At 59.2% G+C, this 17534-nt stretch carries 17 protein-coding genes and 4 tRNA genes; 10 read left to right on the forward strand and 11 right to left on the reverse strand.

The genetic code is table 11. The features are described 5' to 3' along the window. The 3 genes from map to phaC are packed head-to-tail and all read right to left on the reverse strand — an operon-like array spanning window position 1 to window position 3456. A complete protein-coding gene (gene map, locus ACP7BS_RS12280; RefSeq protein ID WP_113315756.1) occupies window positions 1-828 on the reverse strand; it encodes a type I methionyl aminopeptidase in 828 nt (275 codons plus the stop codon). A 30-nt stretch (window positions 829-858) separates the two neighbouring features. Beyond that, window positions 859-1578, reverse strand: coding sequence for a DNA/RNA nuclease SfsA (gene sfsA / locus ACP7BS_RS12285; protein WP_426238328.1), 720 nt, complete (start codon window positions 1576-1578; stop codon window positions 859-861). Window positions 1579-1602: 24 nt separating this feature from the next. Further along, a complete protein-coding gene (gene phaC, locus ACP7BS_RS12290) occupies window positions 1603-3456 on the reverse strand; it encodes a poly(3-hydroxyalkanoate) polymerase subunit PhaC (RefSeq protein WP_426238329.1) in 1854 nt (617 codons plus the stop codon). 172 nt (window positions 3457-3628) lie between these two features. Here phaC and ACP7BS_RS12295 point away from each other — a divergent pair, with 172 nt between their 5' ends. The 4 genes from ACP7BS_RS12295 (at window position 3629) to recJ (ending at window position 8635) form a co-directional block, all read left to right on the forward strand. Further along, complete coding sequence (locus ACP7BS_RS12295) at window positions 3629-3967, forward strand: SHOCT domain-containing protein (RefSeq protein WP_426238330.1); 339 nt, start codon at window positions 3629-3631, stop codon at window positions 3965-3967. Between the two features lie 122 nt (window positions 3968-4089). Next, a complete protein-coding gene (locus ACP7BS_RS12300) occupies window positions 4090-5307 on the forward strand; it encodes an LL-diaminopimelate aminotransferase (protein ID WP_113315759.1) in 1218 nt (405 codons plus the stop codon). Between the two features lie 79 nt (window positions 5308-5386). Then, entirely contained in the window at window positions 5387-6709 is a 1323-nt protein-coding gene (locus ACP7BS_RS12305) for a homoserine dehydrogenase (protein ID WP_426238331.1), read from the forward strand. Between the two features lie 123 nt (window positions 6710-6832). Next, complete coding sequence (recJ, locus tag ACP7BS_RS12310) at window positions 6833-8635, forward strand: single-stranded-DNA-specific exonuclease RecJ (RefSeq protein WP_426238332.1); 1803 nt, start codon at window positions 6833-6835, stop codon at window positions 8633-8635. A 56-nt stretch (window positions 8636-8691) separates the two neighbouring features. Here the strand turns inward: recJ and ACP7BS_RS12315 are convergent. From ACP7BS_RS12315 to ACP7BS_RS12330, 4 genes are all read right to left on the reverse strand, one after another. After that, window positions 8692-8766, reverse strand: a tRNA-Glu gene (locus ACP7BS_RS12315). A gap of 188 nt (window positions 8767-8954) precedes the next feature. Beyond that, window positions 8955-9029, reverse strand: a tRNA-Glu gene (locus tag ACP7BS_RS12320). 137 nt (window positions 9030-9166) lie between these two features. Next, entirely contained in the window at window positions 9167-10525 is a 1359-nt protein-coding gene (locus ACP7BS_RS12325; protein WP_426238333.1) for a D-Ala-D-Ala carboxypeptidase family metallohydrolase, read from the reverse strand. Window positions 10526-10843: 318 nt separating this feature from the next. Beyond that, a complete protein-coding gene (locus ACP7BS_RS12330) occupies window positions 10844-11284 on the reverse strand; it encodes a VOC family protein (protein WP_426238334.1) in 441 nt (146 codons plus the stop codon). Window positions 11285-11480: 196 nt separating this feature from the next. Here ACP7BS_RS12330 and ACP7BS_RS12335 point away from each other — a divergent pair, with 196 nt between their 5' ends. From ACP7BS_RS12335 to ACP7BS_RS12360, 6 genes are all read left to right on the forward strand, one after another. Next, window positions 11481-12059: a cold-shock protein gene (locus ACP7BS_RS12335; RefSeq protein WP_426238335.1), complete on the forward strand. Its 579-nt coding sequence runs from the start codon at window positions 11481-11483 to the stop codon at window positions 12057-12059. Then, window positions 12059-12547, forward strand: coding sequence for a DUF192 domain-containing protein (locus ACP7BS_RS12340; protein WP_426230251.1), 489 nt, complete (start codon window positions 12059-12061; stop codon window positions 12545-12547). The genes ACP7BS_RS12335 and ACP7BS_RS12340 overlap by 1 nt, the downstream gene beginning before the upstream one ends. Window positions 12548-12645: 98 nt before the next feature. After that, a tRNA-Pro gene (locus tag ACP7BS_RS12345) sits at window positions 12646-12722 on the forward strand. A gap of 234 nt (window positions 12723-12956) precedes the next feature. Further along, window positions 12957-13262, forward strand: coding sequence for an ETC complex I subunit (locus tag ACP7BS_RS12350; RefSeq protein ID WP_113243634.1), 306 nt, complete (start codon window positions 12957-12959; stop codon window positions 13260-13262). Between the two features lie 40 nt (window positions 13263-13302). After that, window positions 13303-13379 (forward strand) — tRNA-Arg (locus ACP7BS_RS12355). A gap of 330 nt (window positions 13380-13709) precedes the next feature. Further along, window positions 13710-14414, forward strand: a complete 705-nt coding sequence (locus ACP7BS_RS12360; RefSeq protein ID WP_426238336.1) for an SDR family oxidoreductase — start codon at window positions 13710-13712, stop codon at window positions 14412-14414. Window positions 14415-14438: 24 nt separating this feature from the next. On the opposite strand, the gene ACP7BS_RS12365 is transcribed toward ACP7BS_RS12360, so the two are convergent. From ACP7BS_RS12365 to ACP7BS_RS12380, 4 genes are all read right to left on the reverse strand, one after another. Next, window positions 14439-14705 (reverse strand): usg protein, encoded by a 267-nt coding sequence (locus ACP7BS_RS12365; RefSeq protein WP_426238337.1) that lies wholly within the window; start codon window positions 14703-14705, stop codon window positions 14439-14441. Window positions 14706-14859: 154 nt separating this feature from the next. After that, a complete protein-coding gene (locus ACP7BS_RS12370) occupies window positions 14860-15690 on the reverse strand; it encodes an ABC transporter permease (RefSeq protein ID WP_426238338.1) in 831 nt (276 codons plus the stop codon). Continuing rightward, window positions 15687-16490, reverse strand: coding sequence for an ABC transporter permease (locus tag ACP7BS_RS12375; protein WP_426238339.1), 804 nt, complete (start codon window positions 16488-16490; stop codon window positions 15687-15689). Before ACP7BS_RS12375 ends, ACP7BS_RS12370 begins: the two co-directional genes overlap by 4 nt. Window positions 16491-16603: 113 nt before the next feature. Then, entirely contained in the window at window positions 16604-17386 is a 783-nt protein-coding gene (locus tag ACP7BS_RS12380; RefSeq protein WP_426230257.1) for an ABC transporter substrate-binding protein, read from the reverse strand. Between the last annotated feature and the right edge of the window lie 148 nt (window positions 17387-17534).

Below are 17534 nucleotides of genomic sequence, written 5' to 3' on the forward strand. Positions count from 1 at the left end.
TTATGCCGGCAGGCCCGGACGGTCGAGACCGCCAGGCGATAGAGTGAAAATCTCGCAGCCGGTGGCGGTAACGCCCACGGCATGTTCGTATTGCGCCGACAGCGACCGGTCGCGGGTGACGGCGGTCCAGCCATCGGCCAGAACCTTTACATGCGGGCGCCCCAGATTGATCATCGGCTCGATGGTAAAGATCATGCCTTCGCGCATTTCCGGGCCTTCGTTGGCGCGGCCATAGTGCAGGATGTTCGGCGCATCATGAAACAGCCGGCCGACGCCGTGGCCGCAGAAATCGCGCACCACCGAACAGCGTTCGGCTTCGGCAAAGGTCTGGATGGCTTCGCCGATGGCACCGGTACGCGCGCCAGGCTTGACGGCGGCAATGCCGCGCATCAGGCATTCATGGGTGACTTCGAGCAGACGCTGAGCGGCGCGCTTGATTTCGCCGACCGGATACATCCGGCTGGAATCGCCGTGCCAGCCGTCGATAATGTAAGTGACGTCGATGTTGACGACATCACCTTCGCGCAACGGCTTTTCGTTGGGAATGCCGTGGCAGACGACGTGGTTGATCGATGTGCAGGACGACTTGGTGTAGCCGCGATAGTTGAGTGTCGCGGGCAGGGCGCCGTGATCCATGCCGAAGTCGAACACGAAACGATCGATCTCGTCGGTGGTTACTCCCGGCTTGACGCGGCTTGCCAGTTCGTCGAGGCAGCGTGCCGTGATCTGGCAGGCGCGCTTGATCCCGGCAAAATCCTCGGGCGTATAGAGGCGGATAACGCCGGTATTCTTGTAGGGCGCTGACGCTGCCTCGATATAGGTGACCATTACAATACTTTCAGTTGTCTTTGATCAATGTCATAGATCAGCACAGGCGGGTTCGTCTATCGGGATCAGCCCGCCAGGCGCAATTTGCTGCGGCGAAACCCGGCATGTGACGGCGAAGGTCTCAACCCCGCGCTGCATCGCCCGCCGAAAAGCCTTTGCATAAACCGGGTCGAGATCGCGGCATATGCTGAACTTGGCGCAGTCGTCCCGCTGGATCAGGTAGAGCATGATGCCGCGATGGCCCGCCTCGACCATGTCGCCGAGTTCTTCCAGATGTTTTGCACCGCGTGCCGTCGGGCTGTCTGGAAATTCGGCCAAGCCGGGTGTGCGGCTGAAATGCACGTTCTTGACCTCGACATAGGCACGGCCGCGTTCGGGATCGCTGAGCAGCATGTCTATGCGGGAATTGCGGCCATATTTCTGTTCGCGCTGGACCGTCGAATAGAGATGAAGGTCGCCGACCTGTCCCGCCTTGATGGCTTCCTCGGCCAGCCTGTTCGGCAAGCCGGTATTGATGCCGACGACGGTGCCACCGACCTCGACCATTTCGAACATGTGCTGGTATTTGCGCGTCGGACTGTCATGCTCGGAAAGCCAGATCCGCGAACCGGGTGTCGTCAGCCCGCGCATCGATCCGGTATTGGGGCAGGAGCCGGTGATGGCGCGCCCATCCTCAAGTACGGCATCAAAGAGAAAGCGTTTGTAGCGCTGAATGAGGACGGCGGGCACCAGTGGCCTGTCGAAGAGCATGAAGTGTCGGTGTCCGTTGTTTGATCAGGCGCGTGCCCGGACATAGGAGCCCGGCGCTTCTTCCAGAGAGTTGAGTTTGCCGCCCGTCTTTCGTGCCGGGACGCGATCGCCGTCGAGCGCTTCGATCCAGGACTGCCAATGAGGCCACCAGGACCCCGGCGTTTCACTGGCCGTCTTCACCCAGTCGTCGAAATCGCCCGTAGCCGGGCCGCCGGTCCAGAACTGGTATTTTCCCTTGTCCGGCGGATTGACGACGCCAGCGATATGGCCGGAGCCGGACATCACATAGGTAACGTCGCCGCCGAAAAACTGGCTGCCGACGAATACCGATTTTGCCGGGGCGATATGGTCTTCCTTGGTGGCGAGATTGTAGATCGGGATTTTGACGTCACCGAGCGAGATCGTCTTGCCCGCCAACACCATCGTGCCCTTTGTCAAGTTGTTCTGCAGATAACAATTGCGCAGATAGAAGGAATGGTTGGCCGCCGGCATCCGGGTCGAATCGGAATTCCAGTAGAGCAGGTCGAAGGCCGAGGGTTCCTGGCCTTTCAGGTAGTTGTTGACGAAATAGGGCCAGATGAGATCCGACGCTCGCAGCATGTTGAAGGCCATCGCCATCTTCGAGCCATCGAGATAGCCGGTCTCCTTCATCTTTTCTTCCATCTGGGTGATCTGCTCCTCGTCGGCAAACACCTTGAGATCACCGGCATGGGTGAAATCGACCTGGGTGGTAAACAGGGTGGCAGAGCGGATGCGCGTGTCGCCTTCCTGCGCATGCAGGGCAAGCGTTGCGGCAAGCAGGGTGCCGCCGACGCAGTAACCGATCGCATTCACCTCTTCTTCACCGGTCGCCTGGCGGATAGTGTCGAGTGCAAAGCCGATGCCTTCGCGGGCATAGGATTCCCAATCCTTGCCGGCGTGGCGTTCATCCGGATTGACCCAGGAGATGACGAAGACGGTGTGGCCCTGATCCACCGCCCATTTGATGAAGGATTTTTGCGGGTTGAGATCCAGCACATAGAACTTGTTGATCCATGGCGGGCAGATCAATAGCGGGCGCTTCAGCACGGTTTCCGTCGCGGCATCATATTGCAGCACCTGGCAGACATCGCTCTGGGCGATGACCTTGCCGGGTGTGATCGCGATATTCTCGCCGACCGCAAACTTGCTGACATCGGTCTGGCGCAGTTTCAGGTCGCCCTTGCCGGCAACGATGTCCTCGGCCAGCATCTGCATGCCCTTGACCAGATTGGCGCCACTGGAGGCGACGGTCTCCCGGTAAAGCTGGGGGTTTGTGGTGACGAAATTGGCCGGCGACAATGCGCTGGAAATCTGCCGCACATAGAAGGCGGCCTTGTGTTTGGTGTGGTCGTCGAGGCCTTCGGCGTCGCGCACCATCTTGTCCGCCCAATTGGACGTGATGAAATAGGCCTGGCGCAGGAAATCGAAGAACGGATTGGCGACCCAGTCGGCATCGGAAAACCGCTTGTCATTGCGCGGTACGTCGTCGGGATCGCTGACCGTCTCGCCGCCCATTCTTTGCAGGGTGCGGGTCCACATCGAGAAGAAGCTGCCCATCAGGTAGGTCTGGGCTTCAAGCGTGCGCCGCGGATCGGATAGCCAATATTCGGAGACTTTGGAGAGGGTCTTGACCATGTCGACCATCGGGTCGGCGGCCATGTTAATCTTCTCGCCGCTTTCGCGGGGCGCAAGCCAGGCGGACGCCGCCTTGCCGAGCTGCTCGACCGTGCGGGCGAGATTGATCGTAAAGGCTTCAGGGTCCTTGACGATGTAGGGATCGACGGATTTCGGGTCGAAACCGGGAAAACCATCCGTGCTGGCGCCGGTCTGGCCCTCGGCCTTCCTGTCTTCTGCCACCCAGTTTCCTCCACAGATGTTTGTTTGTTTTGTCTTTTTACATTCTGCCTTAAAATGATTACAAGTGCCAGCGCATGTTGGACTCGGGGCACATTGGCTGTCCGCCGGTTTCGGTTAGAGTTCAACCAAAGTGCCGGGCAGGGGCGAGATGACGAAGTCGGGGAAAGCAGTGATGACGCGGATGGTGACGGCCTTTGGAATGGCAGGTTTGGTGCTTGCTCTTGCCGCGTGCAGCTCGGCAAAAGTCGAAGAGCAGCCGTCGATCTATTCCGCCACCATGGCCAAACCCATTCCCACGGATGTTTATCCCGTCATCGAAGGAAAACTGCCGGCTGCCGGCCCCCAGATGAGCAATGAAGAGGCTGCAAGCCAATCGGCGCGGCTGACGGCGCTTGGGGCTGCCCGCTCGTCGGGAAAAATCTCCGAAGCGGAATATCAGCGCCGCCTGAAGGAGCTGCAGCAGCTGGCCGCCAATCACGGTGCCAATACGCTGAAGCAGATACAGAAATAGCGCTTGCGTTTCGGCTGATTTGGACGCAAAGCGTTTCATGGCCGCGTGGGCCTGATTGCACCGCGCGCGTTTCCTTGCACGCATGAATCCTGCACGGGGACGGCGCAAGACGAGGTTTAGAAATGGAAGAGTTTCACAAAGTCCGGCGTCTGCCGCCTTACGTTTTCGAACAGGTCAACCGTTTGAAAGCCAGCGCGCGAGCGGGTGGAGCTGATATCATCGACCTCGGCATGGGCAATCCGGACCTTCCGACACCGCAATCCGTGGTCGATAAGCTGTGTGAAGTCGTTCAGGACCCGCGCACCCACCGCTATTCGTCCTCCAAGGGCATTCCGGGCCTTCGCCGCGCGCAGGCCGCCTATTATGCCCGCCGTTTCGGCGTCAAGCTCAATCCCGATACCCAGGTTGTGGCGACGCTCGGTTCCAAGGAAGGCTTCGCCAATATGGCGCAGGCGATCACCGCACCTGGCGATGTGATCCTGTGCCCGAACCCGACTTATCCGATCCATGCCTTCGGCTTCCTGATGACCGGCGGCGTCATCCGCTCGATTTCGGTCGAACCGGATGACACTTTCTTCCCGCCGCTTGAGCGGGCGATCCGCCATTCGATCCCCAAGCCGATCGCGTTGGTCATCAACTATCCGTCCAACCCGACGGCGCATGTGGCAACGCTGGATTTCTACAAGGAAGTCGTCGCCTTCGCCAAGAAGCATGACATCGTCATCCTGTCGGATCTGGCCTATTCGGAAATCTATTTCGACGGCGTGATGCCGCCGTCCGTTCTGGAAGTTCCAGGCGCGATGGACAACACGGTCGAATTTACCTCGATGTCGAAGACATTCTCCATGCCCGGCTGGCGCATGGGCTTTGCCGTCGGCAACGAACGCCTGATCGCCGCCCTGACGCGGGTCAAGTCCTACCTCGATTACGGTGCCTTCACACCGATCCAGGTGGCGGCGACCCATGCGCTGAACAGCGATGGCTCGGATATTGCCGAAGTCCGCAACATCTACAAGCGCCGCCGCGACGTGCTGGTCGAAAGCTTCGGCAAGGCCGGCTGGGACGTGCCGCCGCCGGCAGCCACGATGTTTGCCTGGGCAAAGATTCCGGAAAAATTCCGTCATCTCGGTTCGCTGGAATTCTCCAAGCTTCTGGTCGAAAAGGCCGATATCGCCGTGGCACCTGGTATCGGGTTCGGTGAGCAGGGCGATGACTATATCCGCATCGCGCTGGTCGAAAACGAACACCGGATTCGTCAGGCCGCCCGTAGCCTCAAGAAGTTTCTCTCGACAGCCGACGATACGTTGCACAACGTCATCTCGCTGAACGCTCACCGCTGAGGCACCGGATTTTTCCGGTACCCCTCAATCTGCTCCGCCGTTTCAGGCGGAGCGCTCTCGATATGTTAGGAAATATTGTATGGCAGATGCCCTTAAAATCGGCATTGCGGGCTTGGGAACTGTTGGTGCCTCGCTCGTGCGCATCCTCCAGGAGCGTCACGAGGCGCTGGCGACGACATGCGGCCGGGCCATCGAAATTACCGCTGTCACCGCACGTGACCGGAACCGCGATCGCGGTGTCGATATTTCCGCCATCGACTGGCATGAGGATGCGCTTTCGCTAGCACAGACCGCCGATATTGACGTATTCGTCGAATTGATGGGCGGTGCTGGCGAACCGGCGCTCTCCGCCGTCAAGGCTGCCCTGTCGCGCGGCGTGCATGTGATCACTGCCAACAAGGCGCTGCTGGCCTCCCACGGCATTGCACTGGCCGGTCTGGCTGAAGAGCATGGCGCGCTGTTGAACTACGAAGCTGCGGTCGCCGGTGGCATTCCGGTGATCAAGGCGCTGAGAGAATCGCTGACGGGCAACACGATCTCGCGTGTCTACGGCATCATGAACGGCACCTGCAACTACATCCTGACCAAGATGGAAAAGGAAGGCCTGTCGTTCGAGGCCTGCCTGAAAGAGGCGCAGCGCTTGGGTTATGCCGAAGCCGATCCGGCCTTCGACATCGAGGGCAACGATACGGCCCATAAGCTGTCGATCCTCACCAGCCTTGCCTTCGGAACGGCGATCGCTGCCGATGACATCTATCTCGAAGGCATCACCAATATCTCGATCGACGATATCCACGCAGCCGCCGATCTCGGCTACCGCATCAAGCTGCTCGGCGTTGCCCAGCGCACCGACAGCGGTATCGAGCAGCGCGTGCACCCGACCATGGTGCCGCTCGATTCGGTGATTGCGCAGGTCGATGGCGTCACCAATGCGGTGGCAATCGAATCCGACATTCTCGGCGAATTGCTGATGGTCGGTCCAGGCGCCGGCGGCAACGCAACGGCATCCGCAGTGCTTGGCGACATCGCCGATATTGCCAAGAGCCGTCCGGGCGCCCAGCACGTGCCAGCGTTCGGCCGTCCGGTCACCGCGCTCCTGCCTTACAAGCAGGCGCAGATCCAGAGCCATGAGGGCGGATATTTCATTCGCCTGAAGGTTCTCGACAAGACCGGCGTGTTCGCAAGCATTGCAACGCGCATGGCGGAAAACCGGATTTCGCTGGAATCGATCGTCCAGCATTCCAAGCAGCCTGTCGATACCGACGGTCCGCAGACGATCATTCTTGTCACCCATGCAACGACCGAGGATTCGGTCCGCAAGGCCGTCGCCTCGATCAAGGGCGAGGGCTATCTGGTCGGCGAACCGCAGGTAATCCGGATCGAACGGCCGAAGACGGCTTGATCCGAAATCGCAGATGAATGTCTTGCGGCCCCATCCGGCTTATCTCCGGGTGGGGCCGTTTTCGTTGCGGTTTGCGCCTGATGCAAAACCCGCGTACGAACGGTCAAAAGTCATGGGTGTACGATGAGTGATGTGCCAGATCCCGTCCAGCGGGCGTTTCTCAATGTGGAGCGTTCGGTCACCGGCCAGCGCTGGGTGTCGCGGCTGGATCAGGCCGGGCAGAATCGCGCGCTGGCGATCAGCCAGGTTCACGGCTTTTCCGATCTCATCGCCCGTGTGCTGGCCGGGCGCGGCGTGACGATGGACGATGCGGTGGCATTCCTCGATCCGACCATCCGCTCGCTGATGCCGGATCCCGATACGCTGACCGATTGCAACAAGGCCGCAGCCCGCATCATCACCGCCATCAAGACGCGAGAAAAGGTCGCCATCTTCGGCGACTACGATGTTGATGGGGCAGCGTCGTCGGCGCTGATGTTCCGGTTCCTGCGTCATCTCGGCGTCGATGCGGAAATCTATATTCCAGACCGTATTTTCGAAGGCTACGGCCCCAACCCCACGGCCATCAATCAACTGATCGACAATGGCGCCCGCTTGATCGTCACGGTCGATTGCGGCTCGACCAGCCACGAATCGCTGGCTGCTGCCGAAGCGCGCGGCATCGATGTCGTCGTCATCGACCACCATCAGGTCGGCGCGGAACTGCCGCCCTGCGTGGCGCTGGTCAATCCAAACCGCGAGGATGATCTGTCGGGGCAGGGGCATCTCTGCGCGGCTGGTGTCGTCTTCCTTGTTCTTGTCAACGCCGTGCGCCAACTGCGAGAAGCCGGTGACAAGCGCGCTGCCTCGTTCGATCTGCTCGCCTTGCTCGACATCGTGGCGCTGGCAACCGTCTGCGACGTGGTGCCGCTCAAGGGCCTGAACAGAGCCTATGTCGTCAAGGGACTGGTCGCCGCGCGGCATATGCAGAACCCGGGCCTGTCGGCGCTGTTTCGCAAGGCAGGCCTTGGCGGGCCGGTGACGCCCTATCATTTCGGCTTCCTGATCGGCCCGCGAATCAATGCGGGCGGACGTATCGGTGATGCCGCACTTGGTAGCCGCCTGCTTACGCTGGAGGATGAAGGCGCTGCCGAAGAAATCGCCGCAAAACTCGACGAACTGAACCGCGAGCGCCAGGTGATGGAAGTCGCGATGCTGGCCGAGGCGGAAGCCGAAGCGCTGGCGGAATACGGCACCGGTGAATCGGCCTCGATCATCGTCACGGCCCGCGAGAACTGGCATCCCGGCATTGTCGGCCTTCTGGCTGCGCGCCTGAAGGAAAAGTTTCGCCGTCCAGCTTTTGCGATCTCGTTCGATGCCAACGGCAAGGGAACGGGATCGGGGCGCTCTATCAGCGGCTTCGATATCGGCAAGATCGTTCGCGCGGCTGTTGATAACGGCCTGCTGATCAAGGGCGGCGGTCATGCGATGGCGGCAGGCTTGACTGTCGAGCGCGCCAATCTCGGCAAGCTGCGGCATTTCTTCGACGAGAAGGCCCAGAATATCGTCAAGGACCTCGTCTCGGCCGAAACGCTGAAGATCGATGGCGCTTTGGGTGCTGCCGGTGCCAATCTGGCGCTGATCGACCAGCTTGAGCAGGCAGGCCCGTATGGGGCAGGGCATCCGCAGCCGATCTTTGCACTGCCGGCGCATCGCTTGCGCGATTCGCGCCAGGTTGGCGTCAACCATGTGAAGGTGACGCTGGAAGGCCAGGATGGCTCAAGGATCGAAGGCATCGCATTCCGGGCGCTGGAAACGCCGCTGGGTGACCTATTGCTGTCTGAACGTGGCATGTCGCTGCATGTGGCAGCCTCGATATCGGCGGACATGTGGCAGGGAACGCGCCGCGTGCAGTTGCGGGTCATCGACGCAGCAAAGGCGTTCTGAGCGTCCGCTACCGGCGTCTCACGTCTATAGTTGAATGTCGGGAAATTGGAGAACCATGGTACGCCCTAGGGGAGTCGAACCCCTCTTCCCAGAATGAAAATCTGGTGTCCTAACCGATAGACGAAGGGCGCATCAGTGGTGTGGGCGTCTTATAGTCAGACATGCCGAATGCTGCAAGCGCTAAATCACGTTTTTTCAAGGATTTTTCGCAGTAAAAACAGCAGTAAAACAAAGGGAGTTTATGTCGCTCAAACCGGCCCGCGCCGAAGCGTTTTCGCGGGCGAATGGGGCATATTTTTGCTGTCGGGGAGGTTCACAATGGTACGCCCTAGGGGAGTCGAACCCCTCTTCCCAGAATGAAAATCTGGTGTCCTAACCGATAGACGAAGGGCGCAGCCGTTGTGTGGGCGTCTTATAGTCAGGGGTTTTGAATACCGCAAGCGGCAAAGTTCATTTTCCTGTAAAAAAGTTCCGGTAAAGCGCAGTTTTCAGTTTTTTGATGAATTAATCAATTAAAACAGCTGGTTGCGTTCAGCCTTTGCGGCGCCGGCAACGCCAATTCCAGTCACGGGACTCTCCGGTGTCGATATGAACCGATTCCGTGTGACAGTAGGTTCCGACCCCGCCGCGGCCCGGAATGGTGCGTAGATATTCGGCAAGCTCCCATTTGCTGACGCCTGGCACCTGAATGTCGGCGGCCTGGCAGGTCGTGTGCAGCGAATGCTTGCTTCCGCCGGCGCTTGCATTGTGTTTCAGGTCCCGCAGGCCTGATGTCACCATGATCTTGCGGCCGTAATGGGTTTCCACGACCTTGAGGACCTGCAACAGTTCCGGTTCGAAACAGCCCGTTTCAACTTTCTCCGTTTGCAGCCAGAGCCCGTTCGGTGCGAGACGGGCAAGGCCGGGCAGCGATGCCATCTCGACGGTAGCGCTATCGTCGTCGTGTCCCGGTTGCGAATCATCGACGGTGGCAAACATCGACGTGGTGCGCACGCCGGGCAGGGCGGTGAAACCGAGCGCAGCAATCTGTTGCGGTTTCAGGTCGCTTGAAAGTGACTTTTTCGCCGGCGTCTTGGCGAACCGGTCTTTGTCGAACTGGCTCCGGTTCTTGCGTTTGGCAGCGAACAGACCGGCAAGCGTCAGAGTTTTTTCCGCTTCTTCCGGTTTATTCTGGTCATTTTGCGAATTTCCGGAACCGGGTACCACTGCCGTCGCGCTGTTGAGACCTTGCGTGGACGCGGTTTGAACGGCGGCAGACTGCTGGGTATCACCGCCGCGCAAGCTGTCCCCGCTTGAAGGAATCGGCACGGCAACGGGCAGCGGCGTGCCGTCCGTGCCGATTTCGGCGCTTGCCACCTGTTGGGCGGCCGCCGCGCTATCGGCATTGCTCGCGCCTTCGAGCGGCAATTGCAGCTGGTTGGCTGCCGGCTGGCCGCGGTTGAAAAGACTATTTGTCGCCGGATTGACGCCGGTTGCCTGGCCGGCCGGCAGCGGCGCGGTGCCTGAGACCGTCGCGTGCCCCTGAACCGGCACCGGGTTCGGCCTTTGGACCGCAAAGATGCTGTTCGACGTGGCGTTGAGGCCGGTGCTCTGCATTGTCAGTGATGACGGCTGGCCGTTGTTGGGTGCAGGCATCATTGCGTTTGCCTGGGCTCCAGCCTGTTGTTGCCCATTGACGCCAACGGCAGAGACCTGCCGATCCTCATGGGAACCGGGCGCCGCTTGGGCCGCGCCGGCGATTTCCGGGACCACCGCGTCTGCAGCCGATGCTGCGTCCGCCGTGTCCTTTGCGGCGGTGACGCAACCCGACAATATCATCGCCGAAACACTCAGCGCAAGGAAGCAGCCAAGGCCGCGAATCATCGCCGCTTTCTGCAAAATAGGACGCAACGTTGGATCCCCACTCTATGCGGGCCGGACGGCATTTGCCGTCATGGCCTTTCATCAGACGTGACAAACCGCACAATCGGCGTAGCCCCTTTTCAGGGATTGCCACGCGTCCTCCAATGCGGTTTGACCGGTTCAACCGGGAAAGGGTGCTCGCCAGCGTGACGCATTCTGCACCTGCATCCCAATAACGTTTCGTTCAAACATTAAAGAACGTCCGGTTATTTGTAAACCTGCGCTGACGCAGGCGATTGTTGGAGCTCAGCCACCACCGGCGCTGAAAAGCCGTACCAGATATCGCCCGATCGCATTGTGCGGAGCTTACCAGGCGCCGGTGTTGCCCATCGAAGCCCAGGGTTCCTGCGGCGCGAGGTTCTCGCCCTTCTGCAGGATTTCGATCGAAATGCCGTCCGGCGAACGAACGAAGGCCATGTGGCCATCGCGCGGCGGCCGGTTGATGGTGACACCGTTGTCCATCAGATGCTGGCAGGTCGCATAGATGTCATCAACCTCGTAGGCGAGGTGGCCAAAATTGCGGCCGCCGGTATAATCCTCGGTGTCCCAGTTGTAGGTGAGTTCCAGGCAAGGCGATAACGCGGTCTTGGCGTGATCGAGATCACCGGGTGCGGCAAGGAAAACCAGGGTAAACCGGCCTTTTTCATTCTCGTAGCGGCGAATTTCGACAAGGCCGAACAGCTTGGACCAGAAGTGAAGCGAAGCGTCCAGATCTTTGACGCGAACCATCGTGTGCAGATAACGCATTGGTATATCCTTGTTTTGCGGAAGATGGATTATATTTAGCCGACAACCAGCCTGAGGCAAGGCTCAACGGCTAGTTTGGTTCGACAGCAAATTTCATCCGGGGGCTTGCACATAAGCGGCGGGACGATGTTATTCTGATCGTCAAGAATCAGTTAACCGTAATGATGTGACGCGTAATCGAGGGGCTGGACAGGCAATGGCGGACAGAATTTCAGCGAAGGGCGTCACGCCGGATGACGATTTTGCCAGCGACGCACTCGATCTGGTTGAAATCACCGGCGTCATCAAATGGTTCGACGTTGCCAAGGGATTTGGTTTCATCATCCCGGACAATGGCATGCAGGATGTCCTCGTACACGTGACATGCCTGCGCCGCGACGGCTATCAGACCGTGCTGGAAGGGTCTCGCGTGGTTGCCCTCATTCAACGCCGCGACCGGGGTTATCAGGCTTTCCGCATCCTCTCCATGGACCAGTCGACGGCGATCCATCCTTCTCAGCTTCCACCGGTCAAGACCCATGTTCAGGTGACGCCGACCAGCGGGCTGGAGCGATGCCTGGTCAAGTGGTTCAACCGCACCAAGGGCTTCGGCTTCCTGACACGGGGCGATGGTACCGAGGATATATTCATCCATATGGAAACGCTGCGTCGTTTCGGGCTTACCGAGCTGCGTCCCGGGCAGACCGTTCTGGTGCGCTTCGGCGATGGGGACAAGGGGCTGATGGCTGCGGAAATCCATCCTGACGTGCCGGCTCCGGTGGGCAGGGCGCATTGATGAGCGCGGCGCATCTCCCGCGCCTCGCCGGAAGCGCCCTCGTGGCGCTTTTTTTGTGGCTTGTACCCTTTTCGGCCGCCGCTGCCGACGTCACCTTCGAAACGGCGCCTTTGCAGATCATTGCGACCGGCGGCAAGGTGCATAAATTCACCGTCGAGCTGGCGGTGGACAATGATCAACGATCGCAAGGCCTGATGAACCGCCGCCATATGGCGCGCGATCACGGCATGCTGTTTGATTTCGGCGTGACGCGTCAGGTGATGATGTGGATGAAGAACACCTATCTTCCGCTCGATATGCTGTTCATCGCCAAGGATGGCAAGATCGAAACGATTCGGGAGAATGCCGTCCCGCTGTCGGAATCGATCATCGATTCCCGCGTTCCCGTCGCTTTCGTTCTCGAACTGAACGGTGGAACGGTGAACCGCCTCGGCATCGCGCCGGGTGATATTGTCGATAGCGCCCGCATCTCCGATTTGAAGCCTTGATTGCGGGATCGATTCCTTTCGCTGCGTCTGTGGAATTGTTCAATTTAAGTGTTGCAGGGGCAGGGGGAAGCGTGTATCTCCCCGACATCGACGGGTCACGGAGTGTAGCGCAGCCTGGTAGCGCATCTGGTTTGGGACCAGAGGGTCGGGAGTTCGAATCTCTCCACTCCGACCATCGACTTTCCCAATTCTACGGCATCAATATTGAACGAAGCTCATGCTTTTCGGGGCAACGTGCTCGGCTTGGTGCGCCGGCTTTCCGTGGCGAAATGGCACAAGCGGCAAAATTGGCGGATATATCGCTGCAAGGTCATTTCGTTTTAATTCGTTCTGCGCTATGGCAGTGCGCAGAGACCGGCAGCGCATTGCGCCGCCGTCAGCAGTGAACCATGGTGGAGCCGCCCAAAAGATGTCCGCGAAAATCTATCGACCCGCAAAAACCGCCATGCAGTCTGGCAAGGCCAAGACGAATTTGTGGGTTCTTGAGTTCGATCAGGAAACGCCGCGCACCATCGACCCGATCATGGGCTATACGAGCTCTGCCGACACGCGCCAGCAGGTCAAGCTGACATTCGAAACGGCAGAACAGGCTGTTGCCTATGCCGAGCGCAACGGTATCGAGTACCGCGTCATCGCGCCCAAGGAACCAACCCGCAAGAGCGTGTCCTACAGCGATAATTTCCGGTTTAGCCGCACGCAGCCCTGGACGCATTGATCCGGGTTTGCCGGTTCAAGGAGGGAACCCTCCTTCAAGCGGCCCCTTAGCTCAGCTGGATAGAGCACCTGCCTTCTAAGCAGGTTGTCGCAGGTTCGAGCCCTGCAGGGGTCGCCAACAAAACTTTCGCCCGACATCATGGTCTTCCGGCCGCAAGCGGAAAAGAAGCCCCGTGGCGAAACTGTCGCCGGAACCCGCGGCTGCCAGCCATCGGCCTTTCATCAGCGTAGCACCATCCCATGTCGTGGTCATCGCGCATGGAGGCAGCACGTTCCATCCGCCACAGCAACAACAGGGCGCGCGGGCAGCCGGGGCAGGCTGGCGGTGCGCGGCCGTGGGTTTGCGGCCTTAAAACAGGTGCGCTGATGGCATATACAGGATTTCTTGATTGTGATCTTTTCCCGCTGCTGGTCTTATCGCGCCTTCATTGACATGAGGGAGACGATAATGACGGATCAGAAGGTTGCAATCATCACGGCGGGCGGGTCCGGCATGGGTGCCGTTTCGGCGCGGCGGCTGGCGGCGGAAGGATATCGCGTCGCGATCCTCTCCTCGTCCGGCAAGGGTGAAGCCTTGGCGCAGGAACTCGGCGGTATCGGCGTCACCGGATCGAACCAGTCGAATGACGACCTGAAGCGGCTGGTGGATGCGGCCTATGGCAAATGGGGCCGTGTGGATGCGCTGGTCAATTCGGCCGGCCACGGGCCGCGCGCGGCCGTGCTTGATCTCAGCGATGACGATTGGCACAAGGGCATGGACGTGTATTTCCTCAATGTCGTTCGCCCGACCCGGCTGGTGACGCCGATCATGCTGGAGCAGAAATCCGGTAGCATCGTCAATATCTCGACCTATGCCACCTTCGAGCCCGACCCGCTGTTTCCGACATCCGGCGTCTTCCGTGCTGGGCTTGCCGCCTTCACCAAGCTGTTTGCCGACAAATACGCTGCCGAAAACATCCGCATGAACAATGTCCTGCCGGGCTTCATCGACAGCCTGCCGGAGACCGAGGAGCGGCGCCTGCGCATCCCGATGGCGCGCTACGGCACGTCGCAGGAAGTGGCCGAACTGGTGGCGCTCCTGGCGACCGACCGCGGCGGTTACATCACCGGCCAGAACATCCGCATCGATGGCGGCATCACCCGGTCGGTGTGAGTTCCAAAGCGTGGGGGCGAGGCATCAATTGATGATGAACTCGCCCTTCAACGCGCGCCAGTCCGTTGCCGAGATCAGCGTGCGGTGCACATAGCGTACCGAATGCAGCGGACCTTCCAGCTTTTCCTGCCAGAATTTTAGAAAACTCTTCATTTCCGGAAACTCCGGCGCCAGGTCGTAGTGCTGCCAGATATAGGTTTGCAGAAAGGCAGGATGATCGGGCATCCGGTAGAGAATCTGTGCCGTTGTCAGACCGTATCCTTTGAGCTGCAGTTCCATTTCGTTTGTCATGTCGGACCTCATTTTGTTCAATGATGGTCCCTGCAATTGAAGCACGCGAATGCTTAATGCGATATTAACAATATCTCACACGAAAACAAAATATCGTTCAGAAACAAAGGTTTGGCAGCAATGCACATCGAGTGCTGCCAAACTCGTTCGCAGATCAGCGTTTGAGGTGGCGGGTCAGCCGGGTTTCGATCCACGCCCAGAGATTGCGCAGTATTTCGACCATGATGAGGTAGAGAACGGCTGCCCAGAGATACATCTGGAAATCATAGGTACGCGAGAAGGCGCGGCGGGTTTCACCCATCAGGTCAAACACGGTGACGATCGCAACGATGGCCGAGCCCTTGATCATCAGGATGATCTCGTTGCCATAGGGGCGAAGGGCGACGATCATTGCCTGCGGCAGGATGATCTTGAAGAATGCGACAGCCTTGGGAAGGCCAAGGGCCGCCGCCCCTTCGTGCTGGCCGCGTGGCACGCTCTCGATTGCGCCGCGCAGGATCTCGGCCTGGTAAGCGGCGGTGTTAAGCGTGAAGGTGAAGAGCGCACAGAACCAAGCCTCCTTGAACAGCGACCACAGCCCGGCTGCCTCAAGGTAGGGACGGAAACTGCCCAGGCCGTAATACACGAGGAAGAGCTGTGTGATCAGCGGCGTTCCACGGAAGAAGTAGACGTAGCCATAGGCGATCCAGGAGAGCACCTTGTTCTTGGTCATCCGGCCATAGGCGATCGGCAGGGAGAGAATGCCGCCAAGCACGACGGAGATGGCCACCAGCGTCAGCGTGACGCGCAGACCGGACAGGAAACTCGGGCCGTATTTGGCGAATTTTTCCGGGCTCCACGAATCGACGGCGAACATGAAAATGCCGACGGATGCGGCGAGCCACACACCGAGCAGGACATGACCGATCAGGCGGGAAAACGTGTAGCGCTTCAGCGCTTCAGGCGGCGCCGGCAGTGCCGGGAGCATGGTTTCAGCGTGGCTCATCGGACGGTCTCCGAACGTTTGGTCCAACGCTCAAGTGCGGAAAACACCAGCGAGGAAAGCATTGCCAGGATCAGGAAGAGCAGGCAGGCGATGGAGAAGAATTCGAAGGCATTTTTTGTAACTCGGGCGGCAATACCCGTCTGGCGCAGAATATCCGGCAACCCGATGACCGAAACGAGCGCTGTATCTTTCAACAGCGCCATCCAGAGATTGCCAAGGCCGGGCAGGGCAATGCGCACCAGCTGCGGCAGGATAATCAGCCGCATGGTCTTGCCTCGGTGAAGGCCGAGCGCGTCGCCGGCTTCATATTGCCCACGCGGAATGGCCTTGAAGGCGGACAGCAGCACTTCCGAACAATAGGCCGAGAAGACGACGCCCAGTGCGACCATGCCGGCGATGAAGGCGTTGATCTCAACTGGGCCCTCGTAACCGACGGCTGCCATCACCCGCTGCGCGACGATCTGCAGACCGTAATAGACAATGAACAGCGTTAGAAGCTCCGGCAGCCCGCGGAAGATGGTGGTGTAGATGTTGGTGGCCAGCCGCAGTGATTTTTCTTCGGACTGCTTTGCCAGCGCGATAAAAAAACCGACGAAAAGTCCGATAGGCAAGGTGCAGATCGCCAAGCTGGCGGTGATCAGGAAGCCGTAGGCGATCTCGTCGCCCCAACCTGTGTCGCCGCAGGACAAGAGCGTGTGTTGCGCAAAAAGCCGGAAGATGCCGATTGGGCCGCACATCGGATCGATCATGCCGGCAAACCACGAGACAGCGGAAGAGAGGGCAGCAAAAGCAGCCTGCATGCGTCAAATTTCCCCGGTACGGCGTCTTGGTGCGCTTATTGTTATTCTGTGTGTCAGACAAGAATGGCGGAAGGGCAAGCCTTCCGCCATCGTATTTCAGCAACAGGTAAAGATTAATCGCCGTAAACGTCGAACTCAAAATACTTGTCGTTGATTTCCTTGTACTTGCCGTTGGCGCGGATCGCCGCGATGGCGGTGTTGAACTTGTCCTTCAAGGCCGTATCGCCCTTGCGGACAGCAATGCCGGCGCCGATGCCGTTGATGACCGGATCGGGCTTGAGGGCCTTCAGAAGTTTGCAGCAGGCACCGTCTGCAGTCTTCAGCCAGGAGGTCAGAACAACGACATCGTCGATGACGGCATCGACGCGGCCGTTAGCGACGTCAAGCTTGTATTCGTCCGGGGTCGGATAGAGCTTGAGTTCTGATTCCTTGAAGAAGGCCTCGCCATAATTGGAATGAGTCGTCGATGCCTGCGCGCCCAGCGACTTGCCGGCAAGGCCAGCTTCCGTCGCTTCGGTGATTGGCGAATCCTTCGGAACGACGATGGCCGGTCCCGTGTTGTAATATTTGTTGGTGAAATCGACCTTTTCCAAGCGTTCCGGCGTGATCGACATCGACGCAATGATGGCATCGAATTTCTTGGAAACCAGAGCCGGAATGATGCCGTCCCAATCCTGGGTGACGAAGGTGCATTCTGCCTTCATCTCGACGCAGAGCGCCTTGGCAATATCGACATCAAACCCCGTCAGGGTGCCGTCGGCTTCAAGATTGTTGAAGGGCGGGTAGGCGCCTTCCGTCCCGATGACGATTTTTTCGCCATCGGCCATGGCAGTGCCTGCCATCAGCGCGAAAACGGCAGCCGAAGCGGCCATGGCGAGACGTCTGGAAATACGCATTGTGATCCTCTCTGTTGGCGGTCAGCCGGTTTCTTGTTCTTTACGGCCGCCGGTACGCCGACCGTCGTTGCGATCGGGCTGGGGGGATATTCCTACGCTTTAAATGAAAAAATCAACAGGAAAGCATGGGTTGCCTGATGAAAAGTCT

Source organism: Pararhizobium sp. DWP1-1-3, assembly GCF_049896125.1.
GTDB lineage: Bacteria > Pseudomonadota > Alphaproteobacteria > Rhizobiales > Rhizobiaceae > Pararhizobium.

Coding starts and splice junctions, on each gene's coding strand:
- map (WP_113315756.1), bottom strand. CDS start 828: ATGGTCACCTATATCGAGGCAGCGTCAGCGCCCTACAAGAATACCGGC.
- ACP7BS_RS12330 (WP_426238334.1), bottom strand. CDS start 11,284: ATGCGTTATCTGCACACGATGGTTCGCGTCAAAGATCTGGACGCTTCG.
- ACP7BS_RS12370 (WP_426238338.1), bottom strand. CDS start 15,690: ATGAGCCACGCTGAAACCATGCTCCCGGCACTGCCGGCGCCGCCTGAA.
- ACP7BS_RS12300 (WP_113315759.1), top strand. CDS start 4,090: ATGGAAGAGTTTCACAAAGTCCGGCGTCTGCCGCCTTACGTTTTCGAA.
- ACP7BS_RS12375 (WP_426238339.1), bottom strand. CDS start 16,490: ATGCAGGCTGCTTTTGCTGCCCTCTCTTCCGCTGTCTCGTGGTTTGCC.
- ACP7BS_RS12295 (WP_426238330.1), top strand. CDS start 3,629: ATGACGCGGATGGTGACGGCCTTTGGAATGGCAGGTTTGGTGCTTGCT.
- ACP7BS_RS12360 (WP_426238336.1), top strand. CDS start 13,710: ATGACGGATCAGAAGGTTGCAATCATCACGGCGGGCGGGTCCGGCATG.
- ACP7BS_RS12365 (WP_426238337.1), bottom strand. CDS start 14,705: ATGACAAACGAAATGGAACTGCAGCTCAAAGGATACGGTCTGACAACG.
- ACP7BS_RS12335 (WP_426238335.1), top strand. CDS start 11,481: ATGGCGGACAGAATTTCAGCGAAGGGCGTCACGCCGGATGACGATTTT.
- recJ (WP_426238332.1), top strand. CDS start 6,833: ATGAGTGATGTGCCAGATCCCGTCCAGCGGGCGTTTCTCAATGTGGAG.
- sfsA (WP_426238328.1), bottom strand. CDS start 1,578: ATGCTCTTCGACAGGCCACTGGTGCCCGCCGTCCTCATTCAGCGCTAC.
- ACP7BS_RS12350 (WP_113243634.1), top strand. CDS start 12,957: ATGTCCGCGAAAATCTATCGACCCGCAAAAACCGCCATGCAGTCTGGC.
- ACP7BS_RS12340 (WP_426230251.1), top strand. CDS start 12,059: ATGAGCGCGGCGCATCTCCCGCGCCTCGCCGGAAGCGCCCTCGTGGCG.
- ACP7BS_RS12380 (WP_426230257.1), bottom strand. CDS start 17,386: ATGCGTATTTCCAGACGTCTCGCCATGGCCGCTTCGGCTGCCGTTTTC.
- ACP7BS_RS12305 (WP_426238331.1), top strand. CDS start 5,387: ATGGCAGATGCCCTTAAAATCGGCATTGCGGGCTTGGGAACTGTTGGT.